We start from the raw sequence: 17931 nt of genomic DNA, 5'->3' as shown, positions 1-17931 counted from the left end.
TATTGCTTCCTTTTTCCCGCGATAGATGACCAAATTAGATATAAAAAGCATGAACTATTACCTACTCAAAACTTTTAGCCGCCAGCCAATTAAATTTGGACGTTTTTTTGCTCGTATGTTGGCAGGGTTAATCAATACTTTAAAAATTACTAAAACATCAAAAAGTATAGAACTTAACTTACAAATTACTCTTCCGTATTTAACGCCACAGCAGCGAATAGACATTACACAGCAAGCTATTCGTAATGAAATAACCTCATACTTTGAATTTTTCAGTATTTGGGGATCATCAAATAGTACAAATATTGAGAGAATTCACCATATTGAAGGTAAGCATTACTTTCATGAAGCACTTGCAGCAAAAAAAGGGGTTGTTTTAATTGTTCCACATTTTGGTACATGGGAAATCATGAATGCCTGGTGTTCACAGTTCACTTCAATGACAATTTTATACAAGCCTGTAAAAAATGTAGATGCAGACCGTTTTGTTCGAGAAGCACGTAGTCGTGAGCAAGCCAATTTGGTCCCTACCGATGAAACTGGTGTAAGACAAATTTTTAAAGCTTTAAAACAAGGTGAAACCACCGTAATTTTACCTGACCATACGCCAAATGTTGGTGGTGATATGATCAATTATTTTGGCGTTCCACTTGCCTCAAGTAATTTAAGTGCCAAGCTCATCCAAAAAACTAAAGCAAAAGCTTTATTTCTTTACGCAATTCGTAACGAAAATGATGGCTTTACGATGCACATTGAACCTATGGATGAGAAGATCTACGAAGGTAGTGCGGATGATGGAACTTATGTCATTCATCAGGCTATTGAACAACTCATCCAGCGTTATCCAGAACACTATCACTGGAGCTATAAACGTTTTAAGGCAAATCCTGCTTTAGATAATATTTACAATATTGATCCAAATGAAGCACTTCAAATTGTAGATAGACTTAAAGCCGAAGCTTCACAAAGTTCTGTGAAGCCAAGTCCGCTCAAAACGTCGAGTGTATAAAACCATTTGATGATTACGAGATACAAAACTTAATGTTCCTTGCTCGATTGTGGTTTTAAAAGGAATATTAAGTGCTTGTATTCTGGCTAAAACCTCTTTGCTTGGATGACCGTATCGGTTATTAAAACCGGCAGAGGCAACAACAAGCTTGGGATTTAAAGTCGCTAAGAAGTCATAGGCAGAACTATGTTTACTACCATGATGACCTAATACCAAAACATCTACCTTTAAATCAGGATATTCTTTTATCAATTGATATTCTGCTTCCCATCCAGCATCCCCCATAATTAAATAATTTTGATAACCCTTTACTTGTTTTAAATGAATATAAACGACACAAGAATATTGATTTTGATTAGAAGGAACTAAATTTAAATCATTTTCTTTAGGCCAAAGTATTTCAATATCTAACTGGGGATATTGCCATTTTTGCCCTTGATGACAATAGGTAAATGGTTCTTTCACCTTCTCTGCCCATAGCTCATTTGATATGACTTGTTTGATAGGAAAAGCCTGAGCGATAAAAGGAAATGCACCACTATGATCTTGGTCAAGATGAGATAACACGACATGATCTAATTGTTTAATACCTTTGTGACGTAAATATGGAATCACTACATTTTGGCCAATACTAAAAGCCTTCTCATCATAAGAACCGCCAGTATCAATTAACCATGTCTGCTCTGGATATTGTAAAAAAATAGATTGGCCTTGGCCTACATCTATAATATTTAATTGAATTTGCTGGGATGACTTATTTGGAATGATTAATGGTAAACAACATATGAGACCCCAAGATTTCGGTAAAACACCACGTGGTAAAAATAAGATAATAATGGCACAGCTCAGACATAACAAAGCAAGTGGTGTCAGGCTAAAACCTTGCAACGGTAGAGATAACTTCTCTAAAAAACTAAAACATGTCAGCACTATACTGAGCAAAATATCATTAATCTGAAAGAGTGCATTTCCAATTGAATTAAAAATAAGCCACACACAAGCAGCAAAAATATTCAAAGGAACAATAATTCCTCCTAGCAAAGGAACTGCAATAATATTTGTGAGAGGTGCAACCCATGAAATTTGTTGAAAGAAAATCAGCATTAAAGGACATAGGGCGATAAATATTTTTCCCTGAGATTCAATGAGGGTTTTACTTAAAAGAATTATTCTAGATAACACACTAATTGAAGAAAGATTTGGAGTCTGTACTATAGTTTGATAAATGCGTAATAAAATAAAACAAGAACCATAAGAGAGCCAAAAACCTGCCGATAAGATACTAAATGGGTCGAAAAGTAAAAGTAGACTTGCACTGAAAACCAAGAGCGAAAATGGCTTAACAGGTAGTTTTACCAACAATAAAAAGGCGAATAAAAATACTGAAAGTAAAGTTCTTAAGGCTGGAATTTCAAAGCCTACAAAAGCCGTATAAATCAAAACTCCAAAACATAACGAAATCATTGTCAATATTTGCTTGGGTTGCCACAAATAAAGCTGAGGATAATAACGTCGTACTAATTGATGTAATCCCCAAGACAACATGATTGCAAAAATAAGGACATGAGGCCCTGAAATGGCCAACAAATGAGAGATTCCTAACTGCTTAAATTGATTTTTAATCTGTTCATTTAACAGGCTTTCATCTCCTGTTAGAAGTGCTAATAACAGTCCTTTGTTCTGTAAGGGAGCTTTTTTTAGCATCACTCTAAATTTTAGGCGTAGTTTTTCTATATTTAATTGTTGTCCAGTCAAAAAATTTTGTTGCTGTTTTAAGTGACTTTGATAACCCAACCGATAAATTTCATCAGAGCTTAAAGGTTCAATATGCTGAACACTGAAACCTGACATTATATTTCGTTGAATGAACCATTGTTCCTGATCAAAAGCACCTGATACTGCGTAACTATGGGCAGGTCTGGTTTTACCCGAAATCCGATAGTAGTGGCCTAATTGTAATTTTGGACCCTCTATCAATGCCTTCTCATTTTCATTTTTTAAATATAATAGCCAATTGACTACATGGGATGACCGCCCTAGAACCTGAGCGAGTTGCTGTGTCTTATTATCTTTTTCTTCACTTATTCGATCTATATACACAACAATGTTTAAAGACTCAGGTTGCATCTCCCGTAGTTGTAGTCTTTCATTTAAAGCATGCTGAGCATATTGATGACCTATAACAAAAAGGCTTAGACCACAAACTAAACAGTAAACTGCTTTTAATATAGGTCGATTTACAACGATATACTGCTTAAAAATATAAAAAATAAAGCTGATAAAGAGGAGAACTTTACCAGCCCAACCATATTGCGTTATTAGGGGAAGATCTATTCCCATAAATGCAATACCTACAACCCACCCCACTAAAATAAGCTTTAACATTTAAAATCATATCGTTATCTTTTTAGGGGCAAAATTAAAGCCCAACTGAGTGGGCTTTAACAATGTGATTTAATGACAATTTTTTAAGAACCGCTCACCCAAAGACCATCTTCCATATGCAAGATTGAATCTGCTGCCTGCGCCAACTGCTCATCATGAGTCACAATGAGCATCGCCATATTTAATTCTTTCTTAAGATCGGTCAGTAATTCAAAAATGCCTAAAGCTGTTTTACGATCTAGGTTTCCTGTAGGTTCATCAGCTAGAACAACTGCAGGTTGAGTGACCAAAGCACGAGCCAAAGCGACACGTTGGCGCTCACCGCCTGAAAGCTCACCTGGCTGATGATCCATACGATGAGATAAACCCACTCGATCTAGTAAATATTCAGCTTGTGCTTTTACCGATTTGTATTGGCTCTCTGGGCGAAGCATAAGAGGCATTGCCACATTTTCAAGCGCAGTAAACTCAGGTAACAAATGGTGAAATTGATAAACAAAACCTAGATATTTATTACGTTGAAAACCACGTTCGGCTTCACCTAAATTATCAAAACGCTGACCATTTAAAAATACTTGTCCTTGCGTTGGTTGCTCTAGACCGCCTAGTGCATGAAGCAAAGTACTTTTGCCTGAACCACTCGCACCAACAATCGAAACAAACTGCCCTGCTTCAACTTGTAAAGAAAGACCTTTAATGACTTCAACCTTAGATTTACCATCATCAAAATGTTTATATATTTCTTTCGCTTCTAAAACAATTTTACTCATAACGCAGTGCCTCGGCAGGTTGAACTTTGGCCGCACGAAGTGCCGGATAGATAGTTGCCAAGAAGCTTAAAAGTAAAGACACAATCACAATAATCGTCACATCTTGCCATCTTAAATAAGAAGGTAGGTAATGCACAAAGTAAGCATCAAATAGATTTAGGCCCAACACATTGTTAAACCATGAAATGATGTCACTAATGGTTAAAGCCAAAATTACACCTAAAACCGTACCCGCAACTGTCCCAATCACACCAATGACAGTACCTTGCACCATAAATATTTTAGTAATCATCGATGGTGACGCCCCTAATGTACGCAAAATGGCAATATCTGATTTTTTATCAGTCACAACCATCACTAAAGACGAAACGATATTAAATGCTGCAACCACAATGATAAGTACAAGTAACAAACCAACTAGTGTTTTTTCCATTTGAATGGCATTAAACAGATTGCCATGCGTATAGGTCCAGTTCGTCGCGTAGAAATTACTTGGTAAACTTTTTACCAAGTCGTCCGCAACTTTTGGCGCGGCAAAAATATCATCTAGTTTTAAACGGACACCTTGAGCACCATCTGGTAAGCGTAATAGAGTTGACGCATCATATAGGGCGATATACCCCACCATAGAGTCGACTTCAGCACCTACACTAAAAATACCAACCACTTTAAAGCGTTTGAAACGAGGCACCACACCCGCTGGAGATGGCGTTGCTTCAGGTAAAACCAATGTCACGCTGTCATTTAGACGTAAGCCTAATGAATCGGCCATATCTTTACCAAGGACAATACCAAACTCACCCTTTTTAAGTGAATCTAAGCTACCTGCAACAATATGATTTTGAATAATAGACACATTCTTTTCATATTTTGGATCAATACCCGTCACCATAATACCAGCGACTTGCCCTTGCGCGGTTAACATACCTTGCAATTGGGTAAAAGGTGCAACCCCAGTTACATGTGGATGATGTTCAACTCGTTTTACCAGTTCAGGCCAATCCGTGAGGATTTGTGTAGATGAAACTGTCGCTTGCGGAACCATTCCCAAAACACGGTTTTTTAGTTCTCGATCGAAACCGTTCATCACAGAAAGTACCGTAATCAGCACAGCGACACCTAGTGTCAAACCGATCATCGAAACCAATGCAATAAAAGAAATAAAATGATTACTGCGTCTTGCGCGAGTATATCTCAACCCTATATACAGTGAGATTGGTTTAAACATACCTTCTAAATCCAAGGTGATTGATGGGAAATAGCAGATGCTCATGTCAAATCGCATCCACATCTACTATTTGGCCATATCGTTAGATGCTGTATTAAGGTTTAAAAATCAGTAAGTTCTGATCTTTCCTTAACAATCCTAATATTATATTGCTGCGCTATTTTCTACTACTTAAGTTGGGAGATCAATTTGATCATGCATTTCGCTACGAATTAGAACAATTTAATGAATAAGCTCAACAAATTACCCAAATCTTCTCCTATTTAGGCTTAATATGTCGGACAAAATTTCGATTTGCTTGAATGTCTTTATAGAAATATAAAAATAGCCCAAACAGGATAATTAAAGCACCCACAAAAACCATAATCGAAAGTTGTTCATGATTTAAAGCAGCTCCAATCATCATGGCTAACATTGGCGTAATAACTGTCGTTAAAGATAAAGTCGTTGCCTGAATGTTTTGTATAAGCTTGAAATAACAAAACATGGCGACTAATGAGGCCATCAATACCGTATAAATTAAGGCAAATAAAGATTTGGCCTCTGGTAAATGTGTTGGTGCATATTGCCAAATAAATGGAATAAGACAACTTGCCAAAATCGAAGAAACTAAAATAGATCCCGTTGCCTGAGCCATAGGCTGAATTTGTGCATTAACTTTCTTAACCCAAAAAATTGAGAAAGAATAGACAAAAACACTGATCAGCATGAGAACTATGCCAAACGGATGCACATGCTGATTCGATCCATTCAAGCAAATAATCGCTAAACCACTTACGGCAATAGCCATACCTAACCATTGCAACTTATAAAGTTGCTGACCGAATGCAAAACGACCGATTAGTCCAGCCATAATGGGAGCTAAACCAAACATAAGCGCAATCATGCCTGAACTTAAATATTGGGTAGCAGCATATGTGAAAATTTGAGAACCAATTAAGCTAAAAGATCCGGCAATGTAGCTATGAATTGCTTGTCGATGAGTTGGAAAAGGTGTTCTTAAAATCAGTAATATAGTCACGGCCAAAGGCAATGCAATAAAAAAGCGTAACAACAATGCCCACATAAGATGTAAATCGGACACACTCCAAACAATGGCTAATGGAGTTGTTGCCCATATAAACACTAACAAGGCATAGGTTAAAGCCAAATTGGTTTGCGATGGCATGCGATGCTCACTTAGCTATTTTACGTTTTTGCTTTAAAATTGTTTGATCTAATGCACTCGAAAATTCACGCTTATCCCGCTCTGAAATAGGGGGCGGCCCGCCAGTTTGTACTCCTGCGCCACGAAGCGTATCCATGAAATCACGTAGATGTAACCGCGCTTTAACATTCGCGGTTGTATAAACCTCACCTCGGGGGTGAATAGCAACGCCACCCTTTTCAATTACTTGAGCCGCTAGTGGAATATCTTGCGTAATGACAATGTCATTTTCAATCATACGATCAACTATTTCTTTATCGGCCTGATCTGCACCACTTAAAACCTGTATTGACTTGATGCGAACAGAAGGCGTAATCCCAACATTTTGATTAGCAACAAAGATGACTTCTAATTGATAACGATCTGATGCGCGCAAAATCACTTCACGTAATATTCTTGGTAAAGCATCTGCATCTACCCATAGCTTAAATGGCAGCAAGTTATTCTCTATTTCCATTAAAAATATAAGTCTAACAGATGCTTTTCTAAGGTGAATAGTAATAAACATTAAACTTATTTTTAATTTAGTGTTTAAGTTTTTTAAGAGCCAGATCTACCTTTTATTTTATAATTAGCAGTAATATCTATCTTTCAATGACTAAATATGTGCTTTTACAAGAGAATTTACATATGGTGACTTGAAAAATAGCAAACACCCTCGATTTAATATAACAAGTAATGTGAACCCAACAGCATCATGCTTATGAAAAATCAAAACAGTCCAGAAGTTATTAAAGTAAATGACCAAAATTTTGGTAGTCATGGCGAACATTGGAATCTATTGACGTGCCATCCCGAAACAGATGTACCAAAATGGTTAGGACTAGCACTTGATGCACCCGTAATGCCAATGGGCTTATGCGAACATGAAGAAGATATGGATCAATCTTTTTGGTTGATTCAAGGCCCACAAAACCAAAAAGTTACAATCAACCAGATTATTGCGGTTGAAAATCAGAAACCTCGCGCACTCAAAACAGCCTTTCCAAGTTTTGAAAGTCCATATCAATATAATGCGAAAATTGAACGTATCATTACTTGTGACTCTTCGACACAAGCTGTTTTAAGCTTAAAACTAAATAAAGATACAACGGTTTATGCATTTGATAATTTATTTAGCGTTAACGCTTGTCAATATGACAAAACTAAAGATTATCAAGTTCAATTTAATGCATGGGCTTATGAATTAGAACCTGTTCCAGCAGGCGAAAAAATCGTTGTTGATGACCCAGCCTCTATTAAACATCACCGTGCATTAAATGCGATTTTGACTGAACATAATGGAGTTGCTCCTGAAAATTTACAGGAACTCATTAATGAATGGCAACCAAAAACTCCAGAAGATCAAGAACCTGTAACCGTTGATTTTTCTAAAATGGTTGCTTATTTATATGGTGAAAATCTTGGTCAAGAAGATGAAGCATGGTTCCAAGGTAATATCGTTGGTAAAACTTCTATGACATTTATGGGGGCAGAATATACCCTTTATGATGTTACTTTGGTTTTAGAAGATGATCTTCCTGCCATATTAGTGCGCATTGCAACCAAAAACGATTTGTATAAAAACTTTAATATTGGCGAATATATTCGCGGTAATATCTGGATTCAGGCGACTATTTGTGCTAAAAAGGGTGAAACTAATTGAATTTCACTAATATTTTAATAATTAGGTTATTGAATGAAGATTATACCCGAACAAACTACCAGCCTCATTCAATCTAGTAGCCTGCGCGTAAAGGTCGATACTGGTGCGTTTTGCTTTTTTGTATTGGGTATGTTTTTAGCTGCCATATTCATGCACCAGTTTGGTTTAGTTCCTTTTTAGTTTATAAAATTTATTCAAAATAAAGCCCTCATTTGAGGGCTTTATTTTTGATTTACTTAACCATTACGCTTTGCAAAATCATCCATAAAGTTGATTAAAGCCTGTACGCCTTCTAATGGTACGGCATTATAAATACTTGCACGCATACCACCGACAGAGCGATGTCCAGCTAAGTTTAATAAATGGTTTGCTTCTGCTTCTTTTAAGAATTGCTTTTCTAAAGCTTCATCTGCCAAGGTAAACGGTACATTCATAATTGAACGGTTTGGAATTGCAATCGGGTTATTGTAGAAATCGCTTGAGTCGATATAACCATATAATGACTGAGCTTTTGCAAGGTTAACTTTATGGATAGCATCTACCCCACCCTGCTCTAGTAACCACTCAAATACCAAACCAGACAAGTACCAAGCGTAAGTTGATGGTGTATTCACCATAGAACCATTTTTCGCTTGGTCACCATATTTCAAGATGCTTGGAATTTCTGGTTTAGCTTGATCAAGTAAGTCATCACGAATAATGACAATTGTTAAACCAGCAGGACCAATATTTTTTTGTGCGCCAGCATAGATCAAACCAAACTTGGTTACATCTAATGGAGCAGATAAAATGCTTGATGAATAGTCACAAACGAGTGGTGCTTTTACATCAGGAATTCCTGCAAACTGTAAGCCACCAATCGTTTCATTATCGGCATAATGTACATAGGCTGCATCATCAGACAAGTTCCATTCGCTTTGTTCAGAAATTGCGAACTTACCATCTACTTTAATACCAGCGTCTACAACATTAATGTCGCCATAACGTTTTGCTTCTTTCAACGCTTTTTCAGACCAGATGCCAGTATCAATATAATCAGCTTTATTGTTCTTACCCAAAAGGTTTAAAGGAATCGCAGAAAATTGTAATGACGCACCGCCTTGTAAAAACAGTACTTTATAGTTTTCTGGAATATTCATTAACTTGCGTAAATCTGCCTCAGCTTTTTCAGCCATAGCAACATAGTCAGCACTACGATGACTCATTTCCATGATGGATAGACCTTTACCATGCCAATCCAACATTTCTTGTTGAGCTTTTTCTAAAACGGCAGTAGGTAATGCAGCAGGACCAGCACAGAAATTGTACGCGCGCATGATTTTTCCCTTGTATAAAGTCAAACACAATAAAAATGGCATTTAACCACAGATTGCTTAAGCTTGCAGCAGCTTCTCAAGTAAATATTTCAATGCTGGACTGTATTTAGGATCATTTTTTCAATTATTGTTGTATTTATTTCTTTGCTTTTATTTGTGATTTTATCAGTTTAAAACATTTTCATTGAGTAAAGATCAACTTGACTTGTGATTATGATTTCACATACTTTGATATGTAGTAAAAAATATGGGCTTTATAATATTTAAAAATTAAAGGGAGCTTAAACTATCTTGTTTTTATACAAATGTATAAGAAACAATATGATAATTGAATTTAATAACAAGAAATTTAAACTATAAGGGATGCCAGAAATTGTTATTTAAAATGCCAGTACATCGATATAGACAGTCTATTTGCCCCTTTTTCTTTAAACCCAAGCATCTTGCTTTGGCCTTAGGACTTTTTTTCACAAATCATTTATATGCTCAAAGCTTAAGCTATGCTGAAGCAGAACAACAAGCTTTGAAGAGTTCATATAGCACTCAAGCTAATCAAGCTTTGCAGCAAGCATCTCAACTAGAAGCTGAAGCAGTAAAAGGACTCGGGTTACCGCGAGTAGATTTAAATGTTAGAGCATATGCCTTTCATAGCGAAACAGACGTACCCCTCGCCTCTTTTAAACAAAAGCTTGAGAATGATTTAAGTCAGGGGTTCAACGATAAACTTTCACAGTGGAACAATGTCATTCCATCGGATGTGCTGGGACAAGTTCAAGAAGGTGCAAATCAAACCATTCATGATGGTATAAATCGCTTTCCCGACTATGCGAACCTGACTATAGAAGATCAGGTTGTACGCCCTTCTATTTCGGTCGTTATGCCCCTATATACAGGTGGTTTAACCAGCAGTGCAAAAAAAATAGCCAACATTCAAGCACAGCGTTCGGAACTTTCAAGTCAACAGCAACAAGATGTACAGCGGTTTGAAGTTGTACAAAGTTATTTTAATGTTCAATTACAGCAGCAACTGGTAGCAAGTAGTTTATTCAACTTTAATGCTATGCAAAAACATTACAGCAATGCGCTAAAACTCGAACAACAAGGGTTTATTAGTAAAGGGCAACGCATGCAGTTTGAAGTCGCGCGTAATAATGCGGAACGTACTTTACAAAGTACTCAAGCCAACTTAAATGCCAGTCGCTTTAGCCTTAATAATCTTCTACATCAACAAAATAATGTAGATTTAAGTACACCCTTATTTGTAAATAATACTCCAAGCCAAACTCTAGAATCACTTTTAACTAGTTATTCGCAAAAATCTAGCCTTGTACAAAAAATGCAGATGGATACTCAACTGGCTAATGTAAATATTCAAGCTCAACAAGCCGCGAAAAAACCAAGTCTTTTTGCATTTGGTGAATATGCTCTTGATGAAAATGAAAACTGGATTGTCGGTGTAATGGCAAAATACAACCTATTCTCTGGTGTAGATAAAAATAAGAATATCCATGCTGCTGAATTAAAGCGTTATGCTTCTGAACTTATGACCGAACGTACCAAGCAAGAAATTGAGGCACTTCTGAATAAGTCATATAACGAACTCAACTCTGCTCAGCAAAGCCATCAACTCTTACAAAGAAACGTAAATGCCGCTCAAGAAAACTTACGTATTCAAGAGCTTTCTTTCCGTGAAGGAATGGGTACAGCAACACAAGTGATTGATGCACAAAATGCTTTAAGTGCTTTAAAAACTGAAATGGCTTTAAATGCCTATAAATATGTCATGTCACTCGCGACTCTATTGCAAAGTCACGGTTCAATTGATCAATTTAAAGCTTACGTTAATCAACCACATACCGACTATATCCGTTAATAGGAGTATAAAATGAATCAAGAATCATCTCATTCAGAACAGGATTCTCTTGCTGCGGATACGGTAGAAATTAACCAATCTCAAAAAAACGATCAAGCGAGTGACACCCCTGAATCAAACATAAATAACGGCGACTCTCAACCACCTAAAAACTCCAAGCTTAAACTGATTATTGGCTTAGTAATTATTGCGCTATTAGGTTTAATTATTTTTGGTTTGTGGAAAAGTTATCAGCCTAAACCTATTGAACTACAAGGCCGCGTTGAAGCCGAAACTATTCACGTAAGTACAAAAGTTCCAAGTCGTATTGAAGAAATTTATGTGCAAGAAGGCCAGAAAATTTCCAAAGGCCAGCCACTTGTTCGCTTGGTTAGCCCAGAAATAGAAGCTAAAAAGCAACAAGCCTTGGCAGCTTTACAATCAGCTTTAGCATTTCAATCTACGGTAGACCGCGGTTCTCAGCAAGAAAATATCGATACTCTCTATGCCAACTGGCAAAGCACTAAAGCACAAGCAAACCTTGCAAAAACCACTTACCAACGTGGTGAAAATTTATATAGACAAGGTGTTATTTCACGCCAAAGACGAGATGAAATGCTAGCGGCTCAAACTTCTGCCCAAGAATTAAGTGAAGCCTCTTATCAACAATATGCTCGTGCAAAACGAGGTAGTACGAGTCAGCAAAAATCTACAGCAGATGCACAGGTTGAAATTGCAAAAGCAGCTGTAGGCGAAGCAAAAGCACTAGAAGCAGAGACACGTTTATTCTCTCCTATTTCGGGCACAGTTTCAAAAACTTACGGCAAGCCTTCTGAGTTAGTTGCTATGGGCGTACCTGTTGTCAGCATTTTAGAAGATGATGATTTATGGGTGAGTTTAAATGTAGGCGAAAATCAATATGCCTCTGTTTATAAAAGCAAAACCCTTGAAGGATTCATTCCTGCACTGAATCAGAATGTGACTTTTAAAATTAAAAATATTGATGCTGAAGGTGAATTTGCCACTATAAAAACTACTCGCCAAACTGGAGGTTATGATATTCGTAGCTTTAAACTTCATCTTGTACCTGAAAAACCAGTGCAAGATTTAAAAGTTGGCATGAGTGTTCTATTTAAAATTAAAGAAGAAAAATAACGCATGTTTGCCAGTATATTACGTGAACTAAACTATCTAAAAAGCAATAAATGGGATTTGTGCATGGTGACACTTATCCCTGCTTTTATCATTTTTTTGTTTAGCAGCATGTTTTACGCAGGTAAAGCTGAACATTTACCCATTGCCATTATTGACCAGGACCAAAGTGAACTCAGCCGCAATATTGAAAAGTATCTTTCGTTGAATCATACGGTAGATATTAAAACGATTACGGCAAGTTCTACTGAAGCGGAACAATTACTTAACGAAACTAAAATCTGGGGTTATGTTTTCATTCCAGACGGTGCTGAAAAGCGTTTTGTGAAAGCGCAAGATGCTCAAATCAGCATTGCTTTTAACCAGTCTTTCTTTAGCGTGGGAAATACGATTTCTTCAGCAATGCTGGTAAGTACCCTCAATGCTTTAGCAGACTATGCAGGCCAAAGTTATCTTGCAAATAATATTCCCTATTTAGATGTACCTACAGCTCATGTAAAAGTATCAACGCTTTACAACCCGAGCATGAGCTATGAGTTTTATTTAGAGCCATTTATGGTTCCTGCCGTATTGCATCTGTTGCTATGCTGCTGTGTTGCTTTTGCAATTGGACAAGAACTAAAACGTAATACCCTCACTCAATGGGTAAACCGAGATAATTTTATTCAAGGCTTATTGGCTAAAAATTTGCTTTATAGCCTTATTTTTTGTGTATGGACATGGCTATGGATGTTTTGGCTAGTTGAAATTCGTGGCTGGTTTGTAGCGGGTTCCTTAAGTTTATTGCTATGCGCACAGTTCTTACTTTATTTTGCTTACGCTTTGATTAGCAGCACCGTTATTCTTGCGACCAAGAATTTAAGTAAAACTTTTGGCTTTATTGCCGTCTATGGTGGCTCATCTTTAAGTTTTGCAGGCGTTACTTTGCCTTTAAATAATGCACCGATTTTCACTAAATTTTGGTCACTCATTATCCCTTATACACCTTATGCAAAGCTCCAAACCGAACAATGGGTCATTGGTAGCCCACTTTTCATTTCAATGACTCCCTTTTTAATACTTCTGGGTTACTGCCTTATTTACTTCTTTTTAAGTTCTCTACTGCTTAAAAAATTAATTAGGGGAGCAACACCATGAAAGAGTTTTTAAAGGCTTATGGGCAAACATTTAAAGATATTGTTAGTAATAGCTCGGTTTTCACAACTCTGATTTTATCGGTCATTCTTTATAGCTTTTTTTATCCTACCGCCTATAAAGCAGAACGTGCTGAATCAATTCCAATTGTAATTGTTGATGAAGAACAAAGCCTATTAACTTCTCAATTAATCGGCCAAAGTGCAAATAGCCCGCATGTTCATATTGTTACCGTTACAAGTAATTTTTTACAAGCTGAACAAATGGTTCGTGAACAAAAGGCCGATGGTATTTTACTTTTACCAAGCAACCTAACTCAAAGCTTGCGTCGAGGAGAAACAGGCGGAATTGGCTTATATCTAAGCACAACAAACTTTTTAAAAACTAAAGAAATTGGTTTAGGCTTAGCTACATCCATTGAAGCCACATTAAAAGAATATATTGAAAGATTTGGAGAGCGCACACATTTCCAACCTGCGCTTTCTATTCATCAAGTCCCGTTATTTAACCCGCTTTCAGGATATGGAAGTTATATTTTTCCAGCTGTTGCAGGTTTAATTATCCATCAAACTATTGTGTTAGGTTTAGCGATGCTAATCGCAAGCTACCGTGAACAACACCAAAAAATTACAGGTGTTCGCTTCGCTGGAATTTTTGCAAGTATATTTACCATTGGCTGTTTAGGGTGTTTTTATCTCTTCGGTTTTACCTTATGGTTCAATGACTATCCACACGGTGGGAACTTTACTGGTTTGCTAGTCGCCGTTCCTATTTTTATTAGTTGTGTGATTGGATTAGGCATGTTGATCGGTCCGCTTTTAGACATGCCAGAACGTGCTGGACATATTATTGTGTTTAGCTCTATACCTTTATTCTTATTAACCGGAGCTGCATGGCCTCATCAAGCAATGCCTGAGTGGTTACAATGGTTTGCATGGTGTTTACCATCAACACATGGGGTACAAATGTTTGTGCAACTTAACCAGATGGGTGTTCCTTTAGCCACGGTTATACCAAAACTGATTTTTCTTGCGACAATCGGATTACTATTAATGTGCTTAGCTTATTATCGACTTGTTAAAAAATCTTCTTCATAAAATAAAAAAGGAAGCTTACGCTTCCTTTTTTATTTAATTACGACTTATTCTTCTGATGCATCGTCATTCGTAGACACTGCATCTTCGGTATCTAATTCTGAAGTATCCACTTCTCCTTCGAGAAACTCTTCTTCATCTTCAACCGCTTCAATAGACACAACACCCACCAAGGTTTCTTCTTCGCTTAAACGAATTAGACGTACACCTTGTGCATTACGACCAGTCATTGCAACTTCTGCCGCGCGAGTACGAACTAATGTACCACCATCAGAAATAAGCAACAGTTCTTTGCTTTCATCAATAGATACCGCACCCACAAGCTCACCATTACGTTCACTTGTCTTAATTGCAATAACACCCTTACCACCACGTTTTTTGGTTGGGAAGTCATTTACAGGAGTACGTTTACCATAACCATTGGCACTCGCACACAGCACTTCACCCGTTTCAGGAACAACAACAAGCGATACGATGCGACTTACTACACTTAACTCTGCTGAATCTTCATTATCATCAGATTCATCATGTTCAATTTCTGCATCTTCTTCACTTAAAGTGTTGCTTGCAATGCTAACGCGCATACCACGGACGCCTTTAGCAGTACGACCCATTGAACGCACATCGGTTTCAGCAAAACGAATTGCCTTACCTTCATTCGAGAACAACATGATTTGCTGATTACCATCAGTAATCGCAACACCAATTAAGGTATCCTCTTCATTAAGTTCAATTGCACGTAAGCCATTTGAACGAATGTTAGAGAATTGCTCCAAATCAACACGTTTAACTGTACCTGAAGCTGTTGCCATAAATACGTAATGGTTTTCTAGGAACTCGGTTAACGGCAAGATCGCAGTTACTGTTTCATTCGCATCTAAAGGTAACAAGTTTATAATCGGGCGGCCTTTTGCACCACGTGATGCTTGAGGCACTTCAAATACGCGAAGGCGATATACTTTACCTACGTTAGTAAAACACAACACAGTCGCATGATTTGAAGCCACGATTAGATGTTGAATAAAGTCATCACTCTTCATTGAAGTTGCAGACTTACCACGTCCACCACGGCGCTGAGCCTGATAGTCAGAAAGCGGTTGAGTTTTTGCGTAGCCTGTTTGTGAAACCGTTAATACAACTTGTTCTTCTGGAATTAAATCTTCACGACTAAAATCAATACGCGATTCAATAATTTCCGTACGACGTCCATCACCATACTGTTGTAAAACTTGTGCTAATTCTTCACGAATCACAGCCATCAATAAATTGAAATCATTAAGAATTGCCGTAAGTTCAGCAATTTGACCTAAAATTTCAGTATATTCAGCATGTAATTTATCTTGCTCAAGACCCGTTAAACGATGTAAACGCAACTCTAAAATTGCACCTACTTGCGTTGGAGATAGACGATAAATCGCTTCAGATAAGCCAAATGGACGATCTGGGTTTTCACCTTCGATTTCATCTGGACGAACAGAAATAGCACCAGCTTTTTCGAGTAAAGAAACGACACCACCACCAGCCCACTCACCTGCTAGTAAACGCTCACGCGCTTCAGCTGGGTTAGCAGAAGTTTTAATGGTTTCGATAATTTCATCAATATTGGCTAAGGCAACGGTTAAGCCTTCCAAGATATGACCACGTTCACGTGCTTTACGCAATTCGAACATGGTACGGCGTGTCACTACTTCTTGGCGGTGACGAATAAATGCCGCAATAATATCTTTCAGATTCATCAATTTTGGTTGTCCATTATCAAGACAAACCATGTTGATGCTGAATGAGTTTTCAAGCTGTGTATTCAAGAATAAGTTATTTACAATGACTTCGGCGTTTTCACCGCGTTTCAAGTCAATCGCAATACGCATCCCGTCTTTGTCAGACTCATCACGAAGCTCTGAAATACCTTCAAGTTTTTTCTCTTTAACTAACTCGGCAATACGCTCAATAACTCTTGCTTTGTTAACTTGATATGGAATTTCAGTAAAGACGATGGTTATACGACCTGTCTTTTCATCTTCTTCGAAATGGTACTTACCACGAATGTGTAGTCGGCCTTTACCTGTACGGTATGCATCAACAATACCTGATTTACCGTAAATAATACCGCCTGTAGGGAAATCAGGACCAGTAATATATTCCATCAATCCTTCAATCGAGATATTCGGATTGTCGGCATAGGCTAAACATGCATTCACAACTTCTGTCATGTTGTGTGGTGCCATGTTTGTTGCCATACCAACAGCAATACCGGCAGCACCATTAATTAGCAAGTTTGGAACACGTGTCGGAACCACCTGAGGAATACGCTCAGATCCGTCGTAGTTATCTTCCCAGTCAACAGTGTCTTTTTCTAGATCTGCAAGAAGTTCGTGCGCTAACTTTGTCATACGGACTTCGGTATAACGCATTGCAGCTGCGCTATCGCCATCAATCGAACCGAAGTTACCCTGACCATCTACCAATAAATAACGTAAGCTAAAGTCCTGAGCCATACGTACAATGGTTTCATAAACAGCTGAGTCACCATGAGGGTGATATTTACCGATTACGTCCCCAACAACACGTGCAGATTTCTTGTAGGCTTTGTTATAGTCATTGCCCAATTCGTGCATGGCAAATAGTACACGACGGTGAACAGGTTTTAGACCGTCTCTCACATCCGGCAATGCACGAGATACGATTACACTCATCGCGTAATCTAAATATGAATGCTTGAGTTCATCCTCAATGGCAATCGGTCGGATTTCCGATACGCTCATGCATACTCCTTCTTACAGATAGAAATTTCCATCTGCTTATATGTCTTGATCTTGCAAAAAATTTAGTTCCGAAAACTGAACTAAAGTCGAAAAAAATATAGCTGTATACTATAGCACAAACTGCTCATTAACTGGGAGTTTAACAATCTGAAAATAGCATTTTTTTACAATAAAAATTCCATTAGAATTAACAAGTTAAAATTAGACATTTCTGCTTTTAAATGTATTTTTAAAAACTGCACAATTCGACTAAAATACAACCAACACAAAAGTGCTCCCTAGAGAGCACTTTTTATTTATTCTTAAAAATAAAACTTTTTTAATTAGCTTGGTTCAACGATATTTAGCTTGAACATTCTTGCTTTTAGTCAAATCTA

The 17931-nt window shown here is 37.5% G+C and carries 14 protein-coding genes and 1 pseudogene; 8 read left to right on the top strand and 7 right to left on the bottom strand.

Features of this window, described 5'->3' with window-relative positions; translation table 11 throughout:
• Nucleotides 1–25 precede the first annotated feature (25 nt).
• Nucleotides 26–1009, top strand: a complete 984-nt coding sequence (locus tag ACB088_RS02045) for a lysophospholipid acyltransferase family protein (protein ID WP_375037867.1) — start codon at nt 26–28, stop codon at nt 1007–1009.
• On the opposite strand, the gene ACB088_RS02040 is transcribed toward ACB088_RS02045, so the two are convergent.
• From ACB088_RS02040 to ACB088_RS02030, 3 genes are all read right to left on the bottom strand, one after another.
• Nucleotides 962–3394, bottom strand: a complete 2433-nt coding sequence (locus ACB088_RS02040; protein ID WP_375037866.1) for a DNA internalization-related competence protein ComEC/Rec2 — start codon at nt 3392–3394, stop codon at nt 962–964. The genes ACB088_RS02045 and ACB088_RS02040 overlap by 48 nt on opposite strands.
• A gap of 83 nt (nt 3395–3477) precedes the next feature.
• Complete coding sequence (lolD, locus tag ACB088_RS02035; RefSeq protein WP_375037865.1) at nt 3478–4164, bottom strand: lipoprotein-releasing ABC transporter ATP-binding protein LolD; 687 nt, start codon at nt 4162–4164, stop codon at nt 3478–3480.
• A complete protein-coding gene (locus ACB088_RS02030; RefSeq protein WP_056481535.1) occupies nt 4157–5392 on the bottom strand; it encodes a lipoprotein-releasing ABC transporter permease subunit in 1236 nt (411 codons plus the stop codon). Before ACB088_RS02030 ends, lolD begins: the two co-directional genes overlap by 8 nt.
• Nucleotides 5393–5541: 149 nt before the next feature.
• Between ACB088_RS02030 and ACB088_RS02025 the strand changes: the two are divergent.
• Nucleotides 5542–5622: pseudogene (locus ACB088_RS02025) on the top strand (PilZ domain-containing protein); the annotation flags it as partial.
• Nucleotides 5623–5651: 29 nt separating this feature from the next.
• On the opposite strand, the gene ACB088_RS02020 reads toward ACB088_RS02025, so the two are convergent.
• Both ACB088_RS02020 and ACB088_RS02015 read right to left on the bottom strand, forming a co-directional pair.
• Nucleotides 5652–6560: a DMT family transporter gene (locus ACB088_RS02020; RefSeq protein WP_003650193.1), complete on the bottom strand. Its 909-nt coding sequence runs from the start codon at nt 6558–6560 to the stop codon at nt 5652–5654.
• 7 nt (nt 6561–6567) lie between these two features.
• Nucleotides 6568–7056, bottom strand: coding sequence for a YaiI/YqxD family protein (locus ACB088_RS02015; RefSeq protein ID WP_017387849.1), 489 nt, complete (start codon nt 7054–7056; stop codon nt 6568–6570).
• Between the two features lie 246 nt (nt 7057–7302).
• Here ACB088_RS02015 and ACB088_RS02010 point away from each other — a divergent pair, with 246 nt between their 5' ends.
• Nucleotides 7303–8244: a hypothetical protein gene (locus ACB088_RS02010; protein ID WP_375037864.1), complete on the top strand. Its 942-nt coding sequence runs from the start codon at nt 7303–7305 to the stop codon at nt 8242–8244.
• Nucleotides 8245–8277: 33 nt separating this feature from the next.
• On the top strand, nt 8278–8424 hold the full coding sequence (locus ACB088_RS02005) for a hypothetical protein (RefSeq protein WP_005038822.1): 147 nt from the start codon (nt 8278–8280) through the stop codon (nt 8422–8424).
• A 56-nt stretch (nt 8425–8480) separates the two neighbouring features.
• Here ACB088_RS02005 and serC read toward each other — a convergent pair whose 3' ends face one another.
• Complete coding sequence (gene serC / locus ACB088_RS02000; RefSeq protein ID WP_017387847.1) at nt 8481–9560, bottom strand: 3-phosphoserine/phosphohydroxythreonine transaminase; 1080 nt, start codon at nt 9558–9560, stop codon at nt 8481–8483.
• A gap of 385 nt (nt 9561–9945) precedes the next feature.
• Here serC and ACB088_RS01995 point away from each other — a divergent pair, with 385 nt between their 5' ends.
• The 4 genes from ACB088_RS01995 to ACB088_RS01980 are packed head-to-tail and all read left to right on the top strand — an operon-like array spanning nt 9946 to nt 14795.
• Nucleotides 9946–11433, top strand: coding sequence for a TolC family protein (locus ACB088_RS01995; RefSeq protein WP_133747158.1), 1488 nt, complete (start codon nt 9946–9948; stop codon nt 11431–11433).
• 12 nt (nt 11434–11445) lie between these two features.
• Nucleotides 11446–12567 (top strand): HlyD family secretion protein, encoded by a 1122-nt coding sequence (locus tag ACB088_RS01990; RefSeq protein WP_375037863.1) that lies wholly within the window; start codon nt 11446–11448, stop codon nt 12565–12567.
• Nucleotides 12568–12570: 3 nt separating this feature from the next.
• Entirely contained in the window at nt 12571–13701 is a 1131-nt protein-coding gene (locus tag ACB088_RS01985; protein WP_375037862.1) for an ABC transporter permease, read from the top strand.
• Entirely contained in the window at nt 13698–14795 is a 1098-nt protein-coding gene (locus ACB088_RS01980) for an ABC transporter permease (protein WP_375037861.1), read from the top strand. The genes ACB088_RS01985 and ACB088_RS01980 overlap by 4 nt, the downstream gene beginning before the upstream one ends.
• Before the next feature lie 44 nt (nt 14796–14839).
• On the opposite strand, the gene gyrA is transcribed toward ACB088_RS01980, so the two are convergent.
• Entirely contained in the window at nt 14840–17554 is a 2715-nt protein-coding gene (gyrA, locus tag ACB088_RS01975; protein WP_375037860.1) for a DNA gyrase subunit A, read from the bottom strand.
• Nucleotides 17555–17931 lie beyond the last annotated feature (377 nt).

Origin of the sequence: Acinetobacter sp. RW6, assembly GCF_041956835.1 — a bacterium.
In the GTDB taxonomy this organism is placed as follows: domain Bacteria; phylum Pseudomonadota; class Gammaproteobacteria; order Pseudomonadales; family Moraxellaceae; genus Acinetobacter; species Acinetobacter calcoaceticus.
This window is presented reverse-complemented; position numbering and strand designations above follow the sequence as displayed.